Source organism: Mycobacterium sp. NGS19, assembly GCF_059813155.1.
Genome location: NZ_JCALEB010000001.1, coordinates 145,674 through 162,549, shown reverse-complemented (window position 1 = coordinate 162,549; position 16,876 = coordinate 145,674). Strand labels below are relative to the sequence as shown.

Sequence of the window (16,876 nt, the reverse complement as noted above, 5' to 3'; positions counted from 1 at the left end):
ATGGACCGTTACGAACTGCGCCGGCTGGACTACAGCCTGACCGCCGACCACAAGGCGCTGCAGGAGGTGTATCGGCGGTTCTTCAAGACCCACTGCCCGATCGAAACCGTCCGCGCCGCCGAGGAATCGGGGTTCGACAAGAGCCTGTGGGAAAGGCTGTGCGCGATGGGCGCGTCGATGATGGCGCTCCCGGAGTCGTGCGGCGGAGATGGCGCGACGCTGGTCGACCTGACATTGGTCGCCGAGGAGATCGGCCGTTCGCTGGCGCCGGTGCCGTGGATCGACCACGTGTGCGCGGCCCGGCTGCTCGGCCGGCTGGGCGCCCTGGACGACCACGTGCTCAGCGGCAAGCAAGTGGCAGGACTCGACACCCAGCACGACGACACCGCCGGCGTGCGGTTGATCGGCACCGGCTCGATTGCCGACCACATCCTCGTCCGCGACGGTGACGACGTCGTGCGCCTCACGTTCGACACCCGCCCGGCGCGCGTCGACAACATCGGCCGGCTGCCGATGGCGTGGGTCGACCCGTCGGCGGCCGACAGCCGCACCGTCGTTGCCAGCGGTCCTGACGCGCTCGCGGAATATCAACGCGCACTTGATGAGTGGCGGCTGCTGACGGGCGCGGCGCTGGTCGGGCTCGTCGAGGAGGCGATGACGATCGCGGCGGAGTTCGCCAAGACCCGCTACACGCTGGGGGTACCGATCTCGACGCTGCAGGCGATCTCGCATCCGCTGGCCAACATCGCGATCACGGTGCAGGCCGGCCGCAACCTGGCGCGGCGCGCGGCCTGGTTCCTCGACAACGAGCCCGACGAGCGGCCCGAGCTGGCGCCGTCGGTGTTCGTGTTCATGGCCGAAGAGGCGGCCAAGGCCGCGACGATGGCGGTGCACGTGCAGGGTGGCCTCGGTGTATCGGTCGAAGCGGCCGCGACCGCCTACTTGGTGCGGGCTCGCGGGTGGCCGCTGGCCGGCGGCGATCCGGCGGCCAGCGCAAAGTACATCGCGCAGATAGTCGCGGCGCGAGAAAGCGGTCAGTGATGGACTTTTCGCGAGTCGAGCTGTCTGACGACGACAAGGCGTTCCTTCACGAGGCGCGCAGCTTTCTGCGCACGCACGTGACCGACGAGGTTCGGCGGCGCGACCGCGAGACCGGCGACAACTTCGACGAGGGCGTGCATCTGGCGCTCGGTGCCGCCGGGTATCTCGAGCGCGAATGGAAACCGGAGTCCGAGGGCGGGTTCTCCCGGGTGCGCCGGCGCATCTGGGAGCTCGAGAAGCGGCGCGCGCATGTGCCGTGGGTGACGTGGGGAACCACGGCGATGGTGGCGCGGTCGGTGGCGACGTTCGGCTCGCAGGAGCTCAAGGACGAAGTGCTGCCAGGCGTGTTCAGCGGTCACGTCCGGTTGTGCCTCGGCTACACCGAACCCGAGGGGGGATCGGACATCGCGACGTGCAAGACGCGCGCAGTGCGCGACGGTGGCGCGGACGCGAGGAGCACAAATGGCGGGAGCTGGGTGATCAACGGGTCGAAGATGTTCACTACCGGCGCGCACAACTGCCAGTACGTCTTCCTGATCACGAATACCGACCCCGAAGCGCCAAAACACAAGAGTCTGACCATGTTTCTCGTGCCGTTGAACTCGCCGGGTATCGAGATCCAGGGCGTGCGCACCATCGACGGCGACCGGACGAACATCGTCTACTACAGCGACGTCCGGGTCGACGACAAGTATCGGCTGGGGGAGGTGAACGGCGGCTGGACCGTGCTGCGCGAACCGCTCAACGTCGAACACGGCGCCGTCGCCGCGGCACCAGACGGCCTGGCCGATGTGTCGATCATGATGCACCAGGCCGGCTTCATGGCCGACGCCGCCGACAAGGCCGCGGCTAAGGCGAACGTCGCCGACGGGTCTGTGGCATATCGGTTGGGCCGCAGCGTCGCTCGAATGGAAGCCGCGCTGAGCGCACCGAGCATTTTCGGCCGGGTAGCGCTGGCGCAGACCATGCGTGACATCTCGCCGGAGCTGATGGACATCCTCGGCACCGCGTCGTCACTGCCCGTCGACACCGACGGAGCCGTCGACGACGGCGCGTCGGAGTACATCTACCGGTTCGCGCCGCTGGTCGGCATCTACGGCGGCACACTCGAGGTGTTCCGCAACATGATCGCCCAGCACGTTCTCGGTTTGGGCAAGCCCGCGTACGCGGCACCGGCGGCCCGTTAGCCTGAGCGTGCGCTGCGGTACGGCGCGTATCGGTGTGGCGGTGTACAGACACGCACGCTCGCGCACACGAGGCCTACGCGATAGCGCCGGATTCCTTGAGCTCGGCGATGCGGTCCCAATCCATGCCGAGCTCTATCAGCACCAGCTCCGTGTGCTCGGATGCCTGCGGTGCGCGGGTGGTCTGCAGCGGCTCGTGGTTGAACTGAACGGGTCCCCGCACGACTCGCAACGGCGGTCCGCCGTCGGCCGCCTCCACTTCCACCACCATGTCATTGGCCAGGGCCTGCTCGTCGGTGGCCAGGTCGATGAAGCTCTGAAACGGCGCCCACTGGCCCCGCATGGTCTTCAGGTGCTGGCGCCAGTACGCGAACGGCTTGGCGGCGAACGCCTTCGCGATCAGTTCGCTTGCCGCGTCGGCGTTTTCCATCAGGGACAGCACGTCGGAGAACCGGGGATCGTCGGCCGCCTCCGGAATGCCCAAGTGTTCGAACGTGTCTCGGATATAGCCGGTCGGACTGACGATGCACAGGTTGATGGTGCCGCCGTCAGACGTCTGGTAGTTGCCCAAAAACGGGTTCACCGCCGAGCCGCCGCTGTGCGGCATCTCCGCGCGCATGGTCTCGCCGGTCTCCATGCCGTGCGTCACGCTGGCGCCCGCCGCCCACCACGCTGTGCTCAGCAGCGACACATCCAGCTCGACGGCTTCTCCAGTGCGTTCGCGGTGCAGGAGTGCCGCCGAGATGCCGCCGGCGATCGTCATCCCGCCGATCGAGTCGCCGAATGCCGGAATGCCTTGGGTCAGAAAGCCCCCCAGCTCCGGCGGTGACAAGGCATGACCGACCCCGCTGCGCGTCCAGAATGCGGTGCCGTCATAACCGCCGACATCGCGCTCGGGGCCCTTGTCGCCGTAGGCGCTGCCGCGGGCGTAGATGATGTTCGGGTTCACCGCGCGGATGTGCTCGATGTCGAACTTGTTCTTCTGCCGCGCCGCGGGCAAGTAGTTGGTCAAGAACACATCGGAGGTCCGGGCGAGTTCGTAGAGCACCTCCTGGCCACCGGGCGTGGACACGTCGATGCCGACGCTGCGTTTGCCGCGGTTGGGGTGCTCGATCAGCGGGTGCCGGTCCGGATTGAGTTGATGGCCGCCCATGTTCACGAAGCCGCGCTGCGTGTCGCCACGGACGGGATGCTCGACCTTGATGACGTCTGCACCCCAGTCGGCGAGAATGGCCCCGGCCGCCGGGACGAACGTGAACTGAGCGACCTCCAGGACGCGGACGCCCTCCATGACCTTGACCACGTGAACCTCCTGTGGCGACGAGGCTAGCGCACGACGTCGAACGTCACCGGCAGCGCGGTGGGCGAGCGGAACGGGTTGCCGCGGATGTGCGGATCGCCGTCGGTGAGCAGGGTGATGTCGGTCAATCGGTCGAGCAGGCACTCCAGCGCGACGCGGGTTTCCAGCCGTGCCAAATGCAAACCCAGACAAGTGTGTTCACCCGCGGCAAACGAAATGTGCGGGATGGGTTTGCGGAAGATGTCGAACTCCTCAGACCGCTCCCAGCGGCGTTCGTCGCGGTTCGCCGAGCCGATGCACACGTCGATCATCGCGCCAGCCGGGATTTCGACACCGTCGAGTTCGGTGTCCTCGGTTGCGAAACGTTGCACGGACGTCAGCGGCGTCTCGTAGCGCAGGTTTTCTTCGATCGCCTTGCCCAGCAAGGTGCGGTTGGATTGCACCGCGGCGAACTGCTCCGGCCGGGTCAGCAGGTTGTAGAGCAGATTGCCCGACGAGCGGTACGTCGTTTCCAGGCCCGCCGGCAGTAGTAGTCGCAGAAACGAGTAGATCGCTTCGTCGCTGAGCTTTTCGCCGTCGATCTCGGCAGCGACGAGGTCGCCGATGATGTCGTCCGTCGGGGTCCGCTTGCGCTTCTCGATGTGCTGCAGGAAGTATTCCTTGAGGGCTGCCGACGCCTCGAATGCCCGCTTGTAGTCGACGTTATAGCTGATCAGTTGTATTGCGCGGCGGCGGAATTCGGTCAGGTCGGCTTCAGGCAGGCCTAGCAGCCGAGTGATCACGCGCGTCGGGAACTCGAACGTGAAGTTGCGCACCAGGTCGGCTTCACCGGCATCGGCGAACTCGTCGACCAACTCCTGACAGACCGGACGGACGATCTCGGGCTCCCACCGCGCCAGCGATTTCGTCTTGAACGCGGCCGAGACCAGGTTGCGGTGGTCGCGGTGCTGCTTGCCCTCCATCGCGAGAATGGTCTTGCCCATGAACAGCCCGATTGACGTGTCGTAGCCGGCCGAACTGAACACCCGGCCGTCCCGCAGCACGGTGTTGACCGCGTCGAACGACAACGCCGAGAAGATGTGCCGGGGTCTCATCGACTCGGGCAGCCTGGAGTAGTCGACGACGGGGCCCGCGAAGACGCCGCTGCGACGCCGCCATTCGGCGAAGAACGGATAGGGATCACGCTTCCACTCAGCGGCCCGGTCGGCCGGCAGGATCTCCTGGGCGTGCGTTTCCACAGCTGGTCTCCAGCGTTCGGTGTCGTGCGGTCGGCGAGGGCGGCCGCAGGTACGTACTGTAAATGTTACAGTATCAGACCACAGGAGGAGGTGGGTGCCGAGATGGTTGACGTGGCGATCATCGGGGTCGGGTTGCATCCGTTCGGGCGGTTCGGGGACAAGACCGCGATGCAGATGGGAGCTGACGCGATCTTCGCCGCGGTGGACGACGCCGGCGTGCAGTGGCGCGACATCCAGTTCGGTGTGGGCGGCAGCTGGACCGTGGCGAACCCGGATGCGATCGTCGGGATGGTGGGTCTCACCGGCATCCCGTTCACCGACGTGTTCAACGCATGTGCGACCGCGGCCAGCGCGGCGAAGGCGTGTGCTGACGGGATCCGGTTGGGCGACTACGACATCGGCATTGCGGTCGGTATGGACAAGCATCCGCGTGGCGCGTTCACCGAAGATCCGGCGCTTGTCGGCATGCCGAGCTGGTACGCGCAGAGCGGGCAATACCTCACGACGAAGTTCTTCGGCATGAAGGCCAACCGCTATCTGCACGAGCACGGCATCTCGCAGCGGACGTTGGCGCGGGCGGCGGCCAAGAACTTCCGCAATGGCGCGCTGAATCCGAATGCGTTCCGCCGCAAGCCGATTCCCGAAGACGACATTTTGAACTCGCCGATGCTGAACTATCCGTTGACGCAGTACATGTTCTGCGCACCCGACGAGGGAGCGGCGGCCGTGGTCATGTGCCGCGCCGACATCGCGCACCGCTACACCTCGACGCCGGTGTATCTGCGGGCCGTCGAAGTACGCACCCGCCGCTACGGCGCTTACGAAGTGAACACCACCTTCGCACCCGTCGAGGAGGACGCGTCACCGACGGTGTATGCGGCGCGGGCGGCCTTCGAGAAGGCCGGGGTGTCGCCGAGCGACGTCGACGTGATCCAACTGCAGGACACCGACGCCGGGGCAGAGATCATCCACATGGCCGAGTGCGGGTTCTGCGCGGACGGCGAGCAGGAGAAGCTGTTGGCCGACGGCGCAACCGAAATCGGCGGTGCGATGCCGGTCAACACCGACGGCGGACTGATCGCCAACGGCGAGCCGATCGGCGCGTCGGGGCTGCGGCAGCTCCATGAACTGGTGCGGCAACTGCGCGGCGAGGCGGGCGAGCGTCAGGTGCCCGGCGCGCCGCGGGTCGGCTTCGCGCAGCTCTACGGCGCACCCGGAACCGCGGCCGCGACCGTCGTCTCCCTGTGATTTCGGTGCGATTTCAGGCGCTGAGCGCCGGTTAGCGCCCCGAAATCGCTTGCTCGCGGGCCCAGCGGTAGTCGGCCTTGCCGGCGGGGCTGCGTTCGATCACCGGACGGAACACCACGGCCTTCGGAAGCTTGTAGCGGGCAATGGATTTCGCGGCGTGCGCGATCAGCTCGTCCTCCTCGACGCTTGCTCCGTCGGCAAGCGCGACGATCGCCACCACCTCTTGGCCCCAGCGTTCGCTCGGCCGCCCGGCAACGACGACGTCGGCGACCGCCGGGTGCGATGCAATCGAAAGCTCCACCTCCTCGGCGAAGATCTTCTCGCCGCCGGAGTTGATGGTCACCGAATCGCGGCCCAGCAGCTCGATGGCGCCGCTGTGGAGGTGGCGTGCCCGGTCGCCCGGCACCGCGTAGCGCACGCCGTCGATCACCGGGAAAGTGGCCGCGGTCTTGGCCGCATCGCCCTTGTAGCCAAGCGGGACATAGCCTCTCTGTGCCAGCCAGCCGATGCCGTCATGCCCCGGCGACACGATGGCGCTCAAATCTTCGGCGGCGACGCAGGTGTCCGGTCCGGGGTTGAACGTTCCGGTCGACACCGCACCCGTCAGCGACATGTGATGCATCTGCGCGCCGGTCTCCGAAGAGCCCACACCGTCGACCACCACCGCGTTGGGGAGCGCTTCGATCAGCCGTTCTTTGACCGAGGGCGTCAGCATCGCGCCGCCGTTGGCCACCACGGCCAGCGACGACACGTCGGCCGTCCCACGCTCGATCGCAGCCAGAAGCGGCCGCGCGATCGCGTCGCCCACCACGGTCACCACCGCCACTTTTTCCCGCTCGATGGTGCGGACCACCTCGTCGGCGTCCAACCGGTCGACCGTCGACGCGAACACCAGAGACTGTCCCGTCGTGATCGCGGTCATGACACCCCACTGCGCGGCGCCGTGCATCAGCGGCGGCAGGATCATGATCTTGGTACCCGGATTTTCCGCTGCACGCGAGGCGATTTCGTCGTAAGAGGTCATCACCTCGCCGGTGACCAGATTGCGGCCGCCGAACGATGTCACGAAGATGTCGTGCTGGCGCCACAGCACACCCTTGGGCATCCCGGTGGTGCCGCCGGTGTACAGCACGTACAGGTCGTCCGGCGACGGCTCGACGGGCGGCGGCTGCGGCGAGCCGGACTCGATGACGGTCTCGTAATCCACTGCGCCGTCGAGCAATTCGTTGCCGGAGCCGTCAGCGATCTGAATCAGCACTTTGAGGTTCGGCAGGTCGGGCAGCACTTCGGCGACCCGCGGCGCGAACGCGGCGTGGTAGATCAGTGCGGTGGTGCCGGCATCGGCAAGCAGGTACTGCAGTTCCGCCTTGACGTAGCGATAGTTGACGTTGAACGGGGCCACCCGCGCCCGCCACGCGCCGAGCATCGCCTCGACATACTCGTTGCCGTTGTAGGCGTAGATGCCGACGAGGTCCTGGCCCACCTCGTGGCCGGCCAACGCGGACCGCTCGGTGTGACAGCCCAGCCCGCGCGCGTGCAGATAGGACGCGAGCCGCGTCGACCGGTCGACGATCTGCGCATATGTGTACTTCTTGTCGCCCTGGGTGATCAGCGGCCGGTCGCCGATCACGGCTGCGACGGCGTCGGCCACCGCGGGCACGGTGAAGTTCACGATGTCGTCCATGCTCGGAGTAGATCATCCGTGGTGGTGATGGTCGCGAGCAGGGACAGGGTGTAGTCGACGACCGCAGTCCCGTACTCGGCGGGAAACCCGGCGACCGCGTCGCGTGGCAGCACCACCCGGTACGCCGCGTTGACCGCGTCCATCACCAGGTTGGGGATCGCGATGTTCAGTGAGACGCCGACGCCGACGATCGTCGACACCCCGAGATTGCGCAGGATAGCGTCGAGGTCCGTGCCGCCCATCGGGCCGACGCCATGCCAGCGGTACAGCACAATGTCACTCGGCTCCGGGCCCAGCTCAGGAAGCAGCGTCGCACCGTCACTGCCGGGCGCTATGTCGACACTGCCGCGGCCGGCCGAGAAGATCTTCGCGTTGTGGTTGGACCCGCGCCCGTCGGGGCGTCGCTGTACCAGGCAGTGCACCACCTGGACGCCGGCGGCGCGCGCCGCCGGCAACAGCCGCACGATGTTCGGCAGCGCCTCGCGGCGAGCCTCCTCGGCCAGCACCGCCAGACCGGCGTTGGGTCCCATCACCGCGCCTTGGCACTCCTGTGTGACGACGGCGGTGTGCTCGGGTGCGACCACCTCGGCGAGCGGCACCGTCACGCCGGGGTCTCGTAGAACTGCGTGGCCCACTTACGCAGGGCCATATAGGGTTTGGCATCGGTTTTGGACAGCGGTGGGCGCTCGATGTACTCCTGGTAGCGCCAGATGTCCAGGTCCTCCCAGACCGTGCGCAAGAACTGCTTCTCCACCTGCTCGCGAACCGCGGCGGGCGGAACGTCGGAGCTCTCGCCGGGCAGCTTCGGCCACCAGATCGAGTAGAACATCGTCGACAAGCCGTCGTCGACCGGCGTGACCGCGAAAATCAGCCGGTGGTTGGACGAGCCCTCGAACGCGCTGATCGCTCCGCCGAGCCCGAACATGTGGCTGTGGATACGCAACGCCATGGTGTCGGGGTCGTCGGCGCGGGCATCGGGCCAGCCGGTGAGGAATCGCCACTCGTGGTCGACGATGCGCCAGTCCAGGCACACCGGCGTCACCGTGGCCTTGTGCACGTAGTGGAAGTGCGCGCTGTCCGGGCCGTTCTCGGCGACGATCTGTGGATGCACCGGCTCGTTCTCGGTGCGTCGCGAAAACTCCGGATACGGGCGGTAATACGCGGACGGGTCGGTCTCGAATTGCGGGAAGGAGGTGAAGATGTCCGGCATCTGCCACTGCGGTTCCTTGCCCTGGGGCTGATGCCAGACGAACACGCAGTCGTACTGCTCCACCACCGGGTACACGCGCAGCCTCAACGCGCGGTTCGGCCGGTCAGGCTGGTAGGGGATGTAGCGGTTGGTGCCGTCGGGACCCCAGCGCCAGCCATGAAACGGGCACTCGACGCAGTCTCCGACGACTTTGCCGCCGTGGCCGATGTGGGCCCCGAGGTGACGGCAGTGCGCCTGCAGCACGTGCAGGTCACCGGACTGGTCGCGGTAGACCACCAGGTCGTCACCGAAGTAATGCAGTGGCCGGACCTCGCCGACGGGAAACTCCGCTGACCAGCCGATCATGAACCAGCCGGTGACCTTCCAGGTGAACGGAACCTTCACGCGCATCCCTCCGCTCAATCGATACCGAAGAGGTTACAGTATCGACATCGGGCGGCCAGCGGTCGTCGGCCACGATGAGAGGAGCGAGGTGGCGGGGAACAAGAAACTCGTCATCGGTGCGAGCGGGTTTCTGGGCTCGCATGTCACCCGGCAGCTCGTCGATCGCGGTGACGACGTGCGCGTGCTGGTCCGCAAAACGAGTGTTACTCAGGGCATTTCGGACCTCGACGTCGAATACCGCTACGGTGACATCTTCGACGTCGACGCGCTGCGCGAGGCGATGGCCGGCTGCGACGTGGTCTTCTACTGCGTGGTGGACACCCGGGCGTGGCTGCGCGACCCCGCGCCGCTGTTCAAGACCAATGTCGAGGGCCTGCGGCACGTGCTCGACGCCGCGGTCGACGCGAACCTCGAGCGGTTCGTGTTCATCAGCACGATCGGCACCATCGGCATCAGCGACAGCGGGCTTGCCGACGAGGACACGCCGTTCACCTGGTACGGCAAGGGTGGTGGCTACATCCAGTCGCGCGTACAGGCCGAGAACCTGGTGCTCGAATACGCGCGGGAGCGCGGCTTGCCCGCAGTGGTGCTGAACGTGTCCAACACCTACGGCCCGCGGGACTGGGCGCCTACCCCGCACGGCGGCCTGGTCGCGGCGGTGGCGGCCGGCAAGATGCCGGTCTACGTCAAGGGGCTGTCGTACGAGGTGGTCGGAATCGAGGATGCCGCGGCCGCGTTGGTGCTGGCCGCCGACAACGGCCGGGTCGGCGAGCGCTACATCATCTCCGAGCGGTTCATGTCCTGGCGCGACATCTTCAACACCGCCGCCGACGCGGTCGGCGCACCGCGGCCGCGGTTCGGTGTGCCGTTCTGGGCGTTTCCCGTGGCCGGGTTCGTCGGCGACATCGCGTCGCGGGTGCTGCGTCGTGATGTGCCGATCAACCGTGTCAGCGCACGGCTGGCCCACATCATGTCGCCGATGGACCACAGCAAGGCCGTGCGTGAACTCGGATGGCAGCCACGGCCCACGCCTGAGGCGATTGCTGCGGCCGCACGCTTCTACCAGGAGCGCCGTCGGCAGCGATCCGGCGCCCACCGAAAGTGACGTTTCGCAGTCAAAGTGCGCGCTTCACCGCTGCGCCATAATCGAGTTCGGTGCCACCCAGTCTGTCGAGACGAACCGGTGCCGGATCAGCCACTGGTCACCGACCGGCTCGAGCCTGTCGCGGTAGCGGCCGTAGTGGTCCAGGCCGATGTCGGTGACGACCGTGAAGTACGACGCGACTCGGGCGTGCTCCGTGGTGAGCTCCACGAACCGGATGTTCGTGAGGTTGTGCCGGACAATGCGTGCCGAAGACGTTATCCCGCTGAGGAATTCGATGATCGCGGAGCGCCCGCACAGCGGCTCCTCGCCCCGCAGCTCCAATTCACCGTTTTCACAAAATGTTTCGGCCATGTCGTGCAACCGCCCCGAATCACCCGACCAGTTGTAACCGGCGAGAGTGTCCCGGATGCGTTCGCGCGCGGCCAGCTCCCACGGCTCCACGTCAGGCCTTCTCGGCGCTGAACACGTAGGAACCCACGGTCGTCAGTCGGTCGTCGGCGCCTTCGTCGTGCATGACCACCCGAACCCCGACGGTGCCGTCGGCGCCGAGGAAAGCCTCACCGTCGACGCGGAACGGTCCGGCCTTGCCTCGTGCCACGAACATCACATGCGACGAAACACCTTGCACTAGCGGCGTTCGCACAGCATCGGCCGCCAGTTCCAGCGCCGCTGTTTCCAAGATCACGAACTGCGGGCCGATATGCAGTGCAGCGTCCGGCGAAGCGACTCTGTCCTCCAGTTCGGGAAGTGCCCACCGGCCGTCGGCGCGGCGGCGACCGCCGAAAACCTGCCACAGCGGGGGCATTCCGGCCGAGTCGGTCACCTCGATCGGATCGACCGTCATCTTTTTCAGGCCGTCCGGAGGAGTGCCGATGCTGATGCCCTGTCCCTGGGTCAGCGCCAGCACGCGCGGCGGATTGTCGGCGTCGACGATCTTCGACCGGCTGTACCCCATCTGCCGGCCTCGCTTGAGCTCCTCGGAGACGATCTCGATGCGGCGCACGTCGCGACCCGGATCGAGCACCTGGCAGGAGTGGATGACCGGGTTGGGCACCGCCTCGAGGTCCGACATGTGGCCGCCCTCGGGCGAGGCGATACCCAGCACCGCAAGCAGCAGCCCACCCGTCGCGTTGCGCATGTCGCGGCGCACCGTGACCGTGTTGTCGACCGGCCCCAGGTCCATCTGCGCGTACCTGCGGCCGATGTAGCGGTAGCTCAACAGCCCACCCCAGCGCCGACGAAGCTCGGCCGCGTACGCCTCCGGCTGATCGACCAGTTCACGAATGTCGCGTGGCATTCGACCTCCTAACGCCCATATATGATGACCCTTCCGCTCACCCGCGGCTGCACGTCGGCGCGCCGGAGGTTTTCGCATGACGCAACTGGACACCGCGAGTGCTCCCGTCCTCGACGAGCTCGGCTACTACCTGCTGGCCGGCGCCGGCGGGGAAGGGCCTGCGACGTTGACAGAGGAGGCCAGCCGCGGCGAACAGCTGGGGTTCGGCACGGCGTTCATCTCCGAGCGCTGGAACGTCAAGGAGGCGTCGTCGCTTGTGGGCGCGGCGTGTGCAGTCACCAGCCGGATGCAAATCGCCACGGCCGCAACCAATCACAACACGCGCCATCCGCTGATCACCGGATCGTGGGCCACCACCATGCACCGCCTCTCCGGTGGCCGGTTCACGCTCGGCATCGGCCGGGGCATCGCCGCGATCTACGGGGCATTCGGCATTCCCACGGTCACCACAGCGCAGATGGAGGACTTCGCCAACGTGATGCGCCGGCTGTGGCATGGGGAGGTGATCTTCAATCACGACGGGCCGATGGGCAAGTATCCGATCTTGTTTCTCGATCCCGATTTCCACGAGGACATCCGGCTGGCCATCGTCGCGTTCGGACCGGCCACGTTGGCGTTGGGTGGTCGGGCTTTCGACGACGTCATCCTGCACACGTACTTCACGCCGGAAACGCTGCAACGGTGCGTCAAGACCGTCAAGGACGCCGCCGAGACGGCCGGTCGCGATCCGGCCAGCGTGCGGGTGTGGTCCTGTTTGGCGACTGTCGGTGATCACCTTCCCGAGGAGTTGCGGCTGAAGAAGACCGTCGCCCGGCTGGCCACGTACCTGCAGGGCTACGGCGATCTTCTGGTGAAGACCAACGGCTGGGACCCTGGTGTGCTGCAACAGTTTCGGCAGGATCCCGTGGTGACGTCGATCGCCGGCGGAATCGACCACAAGGCCACCCCGGAACAGATCGAGCACATCGCGGCGCTGATCCCCGACGAATGGCTGCAGGTGTCGGCCACCGGGTCGGCGCAGCAGTGCGTCGAGCGGGTGCGCAAGGAATTCGACTACGGCGCCGACTGCGTGATCATGCACGGCGCCACACCCGACGAATTGGCCCCGATCGTCGAGGCGTACCGCCAGCCGGCCTAGCGCCGGCTGGCCAGACCCGCCCCGACTTCGAGGTCTTTCAGCGCCGGCTCGATGGCGTCGGCCATGTCGTCGATGTCGCGGGCGATCTCCGGGGTGGTGACGAATCCGAAGTCCATTGCGCCGCGGTACGAGAAGCAGGTGATGTTGAGGCCGATGTCGAGAACGAGCGGTCCGACCGGCATCAGCCGCTCCAGCATTGCCCCGGACAAGTAAAGCGGAAAGTCCGGTCCGGGGACGTTGGAGATCACGACGTTCACCGGCGCCAAGGACCGACCGATTCCGCTCGCGGTGTACGCGCGCGCGGCCAGTGACAGCAGCCCGGGCGGCGTCGTCTCTGTCAGGCCCATGATCTGATGTGCGGTCAACGCCTTCGCCATCTCTTTGGCGCCCTGGGAATTGGCGTAGATGGCCCTGATCCGTTCGGCGGGGTCGGCGATATCGGTGGCGAGCGAGATCGTCATCGTGCTGACCTGGTTGCCGATGTCGTTGTTCCCATCGGGACGGGTGGACACCGGAATTTGGGTCACCAGCGACTTGTCGGGAAGCTCGCCGCGGTCGTCGAGGTAGCGGCGCATCGCACCCGACACCAAAGCGAGCACTACGTCGTTGACCTTCACGCCGTAGGCGTCCTTGACCGCCTTCACCCGATCCAGGGGCACGCTGGCCCCGGTGACGCGCCGGTGCGGTGAGATCGGCGCGTTGAATCGTGTTGTCGGAGCGTCGAAGTAGCGCGGCGGCCTGTTCGCGATACCCCGAACGGCCAGCTGTTGGCGCACGGTCTGCTCCACCAGGCGCGCGATGCGGTAGGGGGTCTTGACGCCGACGTTGACCAGCCCGCCCAGGGCGCGCATCTCCGGCCGGGGCATTCGCACCCCGACCAGTGACCGGTCCACGTCGAGCGCGGGTGGGCGCGGCTCGGGCGTGACGTCCAGCAAGATCTCGCTGAGCCCCGCGCCCGACACCCCGTCGATCACGGCGTGATGCATCTTGGTGACAATCGCGGCGCGGCCGTTCTCGAGGCCTTCGATGAACCACAGCTCCCACAGCGGCTTGGAGCGGTCGAGCTTGTAGGACATCAATCGGCCCACGAGTTCGTTGAACTCCCGCCGCCCACCGGGCGAGGGGACCGCGATGTGGCGGATGTGGAAGTCGATGTCGAGATCGTGGTCTTCGACGAACCACGGCCGGTCCAGCCCGAGCGGCGCCCCGGCCACGCGCCAACGCAGCTGCGGAAGTTCGGGCAGCCGCGCGGCGATCAGCTTGCGCACCGACTCGAAGCTGAAATCCGGTGCGTCCGACGGGTCGCAGATCGCCGAAGCTCCCACATGCATGTGCCACGACGGGGACTCGGCGAACCAGAACGCTGCATCTGCACTCGACAACCGGTTCATGCTGTGACCTTACGCAGCTTGTGCCCGATCAGGTGGCCGGTCGGCGCATCAGCGCGTAATAGATTGCACTGATGGATGTCGCCTCGATCGTCAAGGAAGTCAGCGGCGTAGTCCCGCGTGCGATCGCCGGACTGGACACCTCCGACTGGTCACCCTCGCCGCGCGGTATTCGCCAGCTGGCGGAGGTGGTGCTGGATCAGGCGGCGCTGACCGGCATGTCACTGATCAGCGGACTCCCGACGCCGCCGGTTCGGTCGAGCGGATACAGCGCTGTGGCACAGGAGCTTTCGTCGCTCGACGTCGCCACGGCGCACGGCGAGCCGCCACCATTGCGGGTGAGCGCAGTGCGCCGGCAGAAGATCGGGCGGCTGTCGTACGAGAAACTGACCTTCGAGCACAAACCGGTACTGCCGCCGTCGCTGCGCGCAGAAGGCCTTGGCGAACCGGCGATCGCGGGCATGTACCTGTGCCGCCACACCGACGGTCCGCGACCGTGGGTGGTGTGGGTGCACGGCGCCGGCCAGGGCCAGCCCGTCGACCTGTTCTTCTCCCGCGCCGGGCGTCTGCACCAGCTCGGGTTCAACGTCGCGTTGCCGGTGCAGCCCGGACACGGATTTCGCCGCACTGCCGCCCCGGCCTACCCCGCCAGGGAGGCGCTGGCCAATGTCGCCGGCATGATGCGGGCGGTATCGGAGGTCCGCGCGATCGTGCGATGGCTCAGACCGCAGGCCAAATCGATTGCGGTGTCCGGTGTTTCGATGGGGAGCCCGGTGGCCGCGCTGGTGTCGCAGCTCGAGCCGCTCGACGCGGTCGCGGTGTACACGCCGATTCTGGGACTCAACGCGATGATCGCGCATCACCTGGCCCGCGGCGGCCCGTCGAGCGAGCGCTTCCGCCCGCTGCTGCAGTCCGACGAAGCTCGAGCGCTGGCAGCCGTGGTCGACCCCTTGGCCGTCGAACCCACGCCGCCACCGCACCGGCGGCTCGTGGTCGGCGCCTGGAACGACCAGATGGCGCTGCGCGAACCAGCGATCGCACTACACCAGCGGTGGCGAGGACGGCTCTACTGGTACGACGGCAGCCACGTGGGACACATCTTCTCTCGCCGAATTCAGGCGGTTACCGAGAAGTTTCTCGCCGAGGCGCTCACGGCGTAATCACCGTGCGGCTCACTGGTTCTGCGGCGGCCTGGCGGAAGTAGATCCCCCGCTGCAGGGCGGTGAGCAGCGCGTTGCGGGTCTCGCGCGGGTCGATGAGCTCGTCGAAACCCATGTGCGTTGCCGACCGGTACGACGCCTGCAGCTCGGCCTCCCGCAGCGCCGCCGCGACGTCTTGCTCTGCGTGCGACGCCCGGCTCAGCGCAGCGGCGCTCATCGCACCCATCGTGGCGCCCGGGTACGCGAACGTGGCCAGCTGATCGTCGAAACCGAGCAGCGACATCACCATCGACCCGAACCCGTACGCCTTACGCAACGTCACGTGCAGCTTCAATGTGGTGGCTGCCGTTTGCGCGGCGAACATCCTTGCGCCGCTTCGCAATACGCCGCTGCGCTCGGATTGGCTGCCCGGCAACATCCCCGGGTTGTCGGCGAGGAAGACGATCGGCAGGTGGAATGAATCGGCTACGGTGATGAAATGCGCGGCCTTGTCGGCGGCGTCGGCGTCGATCGACCCGGCGAGCACCTTGGGCTGATTGGCCACCACCGCGACCGGGTGTCCGCCCAGATGCGCGAGTGCGCAGATGATCGCCCGTCCGAAGAGCGGTTGCACCTCGAACCAGTCCGAGCGGTCGAACACGACGTCGAGCACGTCGCGGATGTCGTAGACCCGGCGGTTGTCGCGGGACACGATCTCGAGCAGCTCTGGCGTTTCCCGGGGCCCGCTGGTGTCACCGGCTTGCGACGGTGGATACGACCACGCGCTCGACGGGAAGTACGACAGGTAGCGGCGGATGCCGTCGAGCACCGCCGCGTCGTCGTCGGCGACGTTGTGGATGACGCCACTGGCCAGCGCGACGTTCGGTCCGCCCAGTTCCTCTTTCGAAATGTCCTCTCCCGTCGACTCTTTCACCACTGGCGGGCCGGCGGTGAAGATCGCGCCCTGGCGGCTCATGATCGTGAAGTCGCACACCGGGGCCACCAGCGCGCCGTGCCCGGCCGACGCGCCGAGCACCGCTGCGACCGTCGGCACCTTGCCCGAGCACTTCGCCTGGGCCAGCAGGTCGGTGGGTGAGCGCCCGTAGTGGCCGCCGGGCCGAAAGCCGGCGCCTTCCAGCAGCATGACGAGCGGAATCTTGTTGCGCAGCGCCAATTCGGCGAGCCGGTAGCGCTTCGAATTGCTGCCCGGCGCGATGGTGCCGGCCAACGTGGTGAAGTCCTCTGCGCCGATCATCACCGGCCGTCCGTCGACACAGCCGGAACCGGCGACGATTCCGTCGGCTGCGACGTCGCCGCCGACTAGCGTGCCGAATTCGGCGAAACTGCCCTTGTCGAGCAGATGGTCCACCCTGGCCCGGGCGTCGAGCTTGCCTTGGCTGCGGTGCTTGGCCAGCCGCTCCTCACCGCCCATCGCCCGCGCATGCCGACGGCGGCGGTCGAGGTCGTCGAGCGTCTCCTGCCAGCCGTGCGCGTTCGTCATGCCTCTCCTTCGCCCGCAT

General features: G+C 67.1%; 15 protein-coding genes. 6 read left to right on the top strand and 9 right to left on the bottom strand.

What is annotated here, in order from left to right:
- Together AC5Y4N_RS00840 and AC5Y4N_RS00835 are read left to right on the top strand one after the other, a co-directional pair.
- The gene (locus AC5Y4N_RS00840; RefSeq protein ID WP_499914351.1) at nucleotides 1-1,041 is read left to right on the top strand and encodes an acyl-CoA dehydrogenase family protein; all 1,041 of its coding nucleotides are present in this window, start codon (nucleotides 1-3) and stop codon (nucleotides 1,039-1,041) included.
- Nucleotides 1,041-2,228: an acyl-CoA dehydrogenase family protein gene (locus tag AC5Y4N_RS00835; RefSeq protein ID WP_499909568.1), complete on the top strand. Its 1,188-nt coding sequence runs from the start codon at nucleotides 1,041-1,043 to the stop codon at nucleotides 2,226-2,228. Before AC5Y4N_RS00840 ends, AC5Y4N_RS00835 begins: the two co-directional genes overlap by 1 nt.
- A 73-nt stretch (nucleotides 2,229-2,301) precedes the next feature.
- On the opposite strand, the gene AC5Y4N_RS00830 is transcribed toward AC5Y4N_RS00835, so the two are convergent.
- Both AC5Y4N_RS00830 and AC5Y4N_RS00825 read right to left on the bottom strand, forming a co-directional pair.
- Nucleotides 2,302-3,516 carry a CaiB/BaiF CoA transferase family protein gene (locus AC5Y4N_RS00830; protein WP_499909848.1) on the bottom strand — a complete coding sequence of 405 codons (1,215 nt, stop codon included), beginning with the start codon at nucleotides 3,514-3,516 and terminating at the stop codon, nucleotides 2,302-2,304.
- A 35-nt stretch (nucleotides 3,517-3,551) separates the two neighbouring features.
- A complete protein-coding gene (locus AC5Y4N_RS00825) occupies nucleotides 3,552-4,763 on the bottom strand; it encodes a cytochrome P450 (RefSeq protein WP_499909570.1) in 1,212 nt (403 codons plus the stop codon).
- A 102-nt stretch (nucleotides 4,764-4,865) separates the two neighbouring features.
- On the opposite strand from AC5Y4N_RS00825, the gene AC5Y4N_RS00820 reads away from it, so the two are divergent.
- Nucleotides 4,866-6,011, top strand: coding sequence for a thiolase family protein (locus AC5Y4N_RS00820; protein WP_499909572.1), 1,146 nt, complete (start codon nucleotides 4,866-4,868; stop codon nucleotides 6,009-6,011).
- 31 nt (nucleotides 6,012-6,042) lie between these two features.
- On the opposite strand, the gene AC5Y4N_RS00815 is transcribed toward AC5Y4N_RS00820, so the two are convergent.
- From AC5Y4N_RS00815 to AC5Y4N_RS00805, 3 genes are read right to left on the bottom strand one after another with little or no spacing between them, the layout of a single operon-like run.
- Nucleotides 6,043-7,695 carry an acyl-CoA synthetase gene (locus AC5Y4N_RS00815; RefSeq protein WP_499909574.1) on the bottom strand — a complete coding sequence of 551 codons (1,653 nt, stop codon included), beginning with the start codon at nucleotides 7,693-7,695 and terminating at the stop codon, nucleotides 6,043-6,045.
- Nucleotides 7,680-8,300: a cysteine hydrolase family protein gene (locus AC5Y4N_RS00810; RefSeq protein ID WP_499909576.1), complete on the bottom strand. Its 621-nt coding sequence runs from the start codon at nucleotides 8,298-8,300 to the stop codon at nucleotides 7,680-7,682. Before AC5Y4N_RS00810 ends, AC5Y4N_RS00815 begins: the two co-directional genes overlap by 16 nt.
- Nucleotides 8,297-9,289, bottom strand: a complete 993-nt coding sequence (locus AC5Y4N_RS00805; RefSeq protein ID WP_499909578.1) for an aromatic ring-hydroxylating oxygenase subunit alpha — start codon at nucleotides 9,287-9,289, stop codon at nucleotides 8,297-8,299. The genes AC5Y4N_RS00810 and AC5Y4N_RS00805 overlap by 4 nt, the downstream gene beginning before the upstream one ends.
- Before the next feature lie 88 nt (nucleotides 9,290-9,377).
- Between AC5Y4N_RS00805 and AC5Y4N_RS00800 the strand changes: the two genes are divergently transcribed.
- Entirely contained in the window at nucleotides 9,378-10,394 is a 1,017-nt protein-coding gene (locus AC5Y4N_RS00800) for an NAD-dependent epimerase/dehydratase family protein (RefSeq protein ID WP_499909580.1), read from the top strand.
- Nucleotides 10,395-10,418: 24 nt separating this feature from the next.
- Here the strand turns inward: AC5Y4N_RS00800 and AC5Y4N_RS00795 are convergent, their stop codons facing one another.
- On the bottom strand, nucleotides 10,419-10,835 hold the full coding sequence (locus AC5Y4N_RS00795) for a nuclear transport factor 2 family protein (RefSeq protein ID WP_499909582.1): 417 nt from the start codon (nucleotides 10,833-10,835) through the stop codon (nucleotides 10,419-10,421).
- 1 nt (nucleotide 10,836) lies between these two features.
- Nucleotides 10,837-11,691, bottom strand: a complete 855-nt coding sequence (locus tag AC5Y4N_RS00790; RefSeq protein WP_499909584.1) for a hypothetical protein — start codon at nucleotides 11,689-11,691, stop codon at nucleotides 10,837-10,839.
- Between the two features lie 76 nt (nucleotides 11,692-11,767).
- On the opposite strand from AC5Y4N_RS00790, the gene AC5Y4N_RS00785 reads away from it, so the two are divergent.
- Nucleotides 11,768-12,829: a TIGR03857 family LLM class F420-dependent oxidoreductase gene (locus tag AC5Y4N_RS00785; protein ID WP_499909586.1), complete on the top strand. Its 1,062-nt coding sequence runs from the start codon at nucleotides 11,768-11,770 to the stop codon at nucleotides 12,827-12,829.
- Here AC5Y4N_RS00785 and AC5Y4N_RS00780 read toward each other — a convergent pair.
- Nucleotides 12,826-14,220, bottom strand: coding sequence for a WS/DGAT/MGAT family O-acyltransferase (locus tag AC5Y4N_RS00780; protein WP_499909588.1), 1,395 nt, complete (start codon nucleotides 14,218-14,220; stop codon nucleotides 12,826-12,828). The two genes, AC5Y4N_RS00785 and AC5Y4N_RS00780, sit on opposite strands and share 4 nt — an antisense overlap.
- Before the next feature lie 71 nt (nucleotides 14,221-14,291).
- Between AC5Y4N_RS00780 and AC5Y4N_RS00775 the strand changes: the two genes are divergently transcribed.
- The gene (locus AC5Y4N_RS00775; protein ID WP_499909590.1) at nucleotides 14,292-15,377 is read left to right on the top strand and encodes an alpha/beta fold hydrolase; all 1,086 of its coding nucleotides are present in this window, start codon (nucleotides 14,292-14,294) and stop codon (nucleotides 15,375-15,377) included.
- Here AC5Y4N_RS00775 and AC5Y4N_RS00770 read toward each other — a convergent pair.
- On the bottom strand, nucleotides 15,367-16,857 hold the full coding sequence (locus AC5Y4N_RS00770; protein WP_499909592.1) for an acyl-CoA carboxylase subunit beta: 1,491 nt from the start codon (nucleotides 16,855-16,857) through the stop codon (nucleotides 15,367-15,369). The two genes, AC5Y4N_RS00775 and AC5Y4N_RS00770, sit on opposite strands and share 11 nt — an antisense overlap.
- Between the last annotated feature and the right edge of the window lie 19 nt (nucleotides 16,858-16,876).

Bases quoted from the DNA above. Each gene is read 5' to 3' on its own strand.
- AC5Y4N_RS00840 (WP_499914351.1), top strand. From the start codon at position 1: ATGGACCGTTACGAACTGCGCCGGCTGGACTACAGCCTGACCGCCGAC.
- AC5Y4N_RS00835 (WP_499909568.1), top strand. From the start codon at position 1,041: ATGGACTTTTCGCGAGTCGAGCTGTCTGACGACGACAAGGCGTTCCTT.
- AC5Y4N_RS00830 (WP_499909848.1), bottom strand. From the start codon at position 3,516: ATGGAGGGCGTCCGCGTCCTGGAGGTCGCTCAGTTCACGTTCGTCCCG.
- AC5Y4N_RS00820 (WP_499909572.1), top strand. From the start codon at position 4,866: ATGGTTGACGTGGCGATCATCGGGGTCGGGTTGCATCCGTTCGGGCGG.
- AC5Y4N_RS00815 (WP_499909574.1), bottom strand. From the start codon at position 7,695: ATGGACGACATCGTGAACTTCACCGTGCCCGCGGTGGCCGACGCCGTC.
- AC5Y4N_RS00790 (WP_499909584.1), bottom strand. From the start codon at position 11,691: ATGCCACGCGACATTCGTGAACTGGTCGATCAGCCGGAGGCGTACGCG.
- AC5Y4N_RS00785 (WP_499909586.1), top strand. From the start codon at position 11,768: ATGACGCAACTGGACACCGCGAGTGCTCCCGTCCTCGACGAGCTCGGC.
- AC5Y4N_RS00780 (WP_499909588.1), bottom strand. From the start codon at position 14,220: ATGAACCGGTTGTCGAGTGCAGATGCAGCGTTCTGGTTCGCCGAGTCC.
- AC5Y4N_RS00775 (WP_499909590.1), top strand. From the start codon at position 14,292: ATGGATGTCGCCTCGATCGTCAAGGAAGTCAGCGGCGTAGTCCCGCGT.
- AC5Y4N_RS00770 (WP_499909592.1), bottom strand. From the start codon at position 16,857: ATGACGAACGCGCACGGCTGGCAGGAGACGCTCGACGACCTCGACCGC.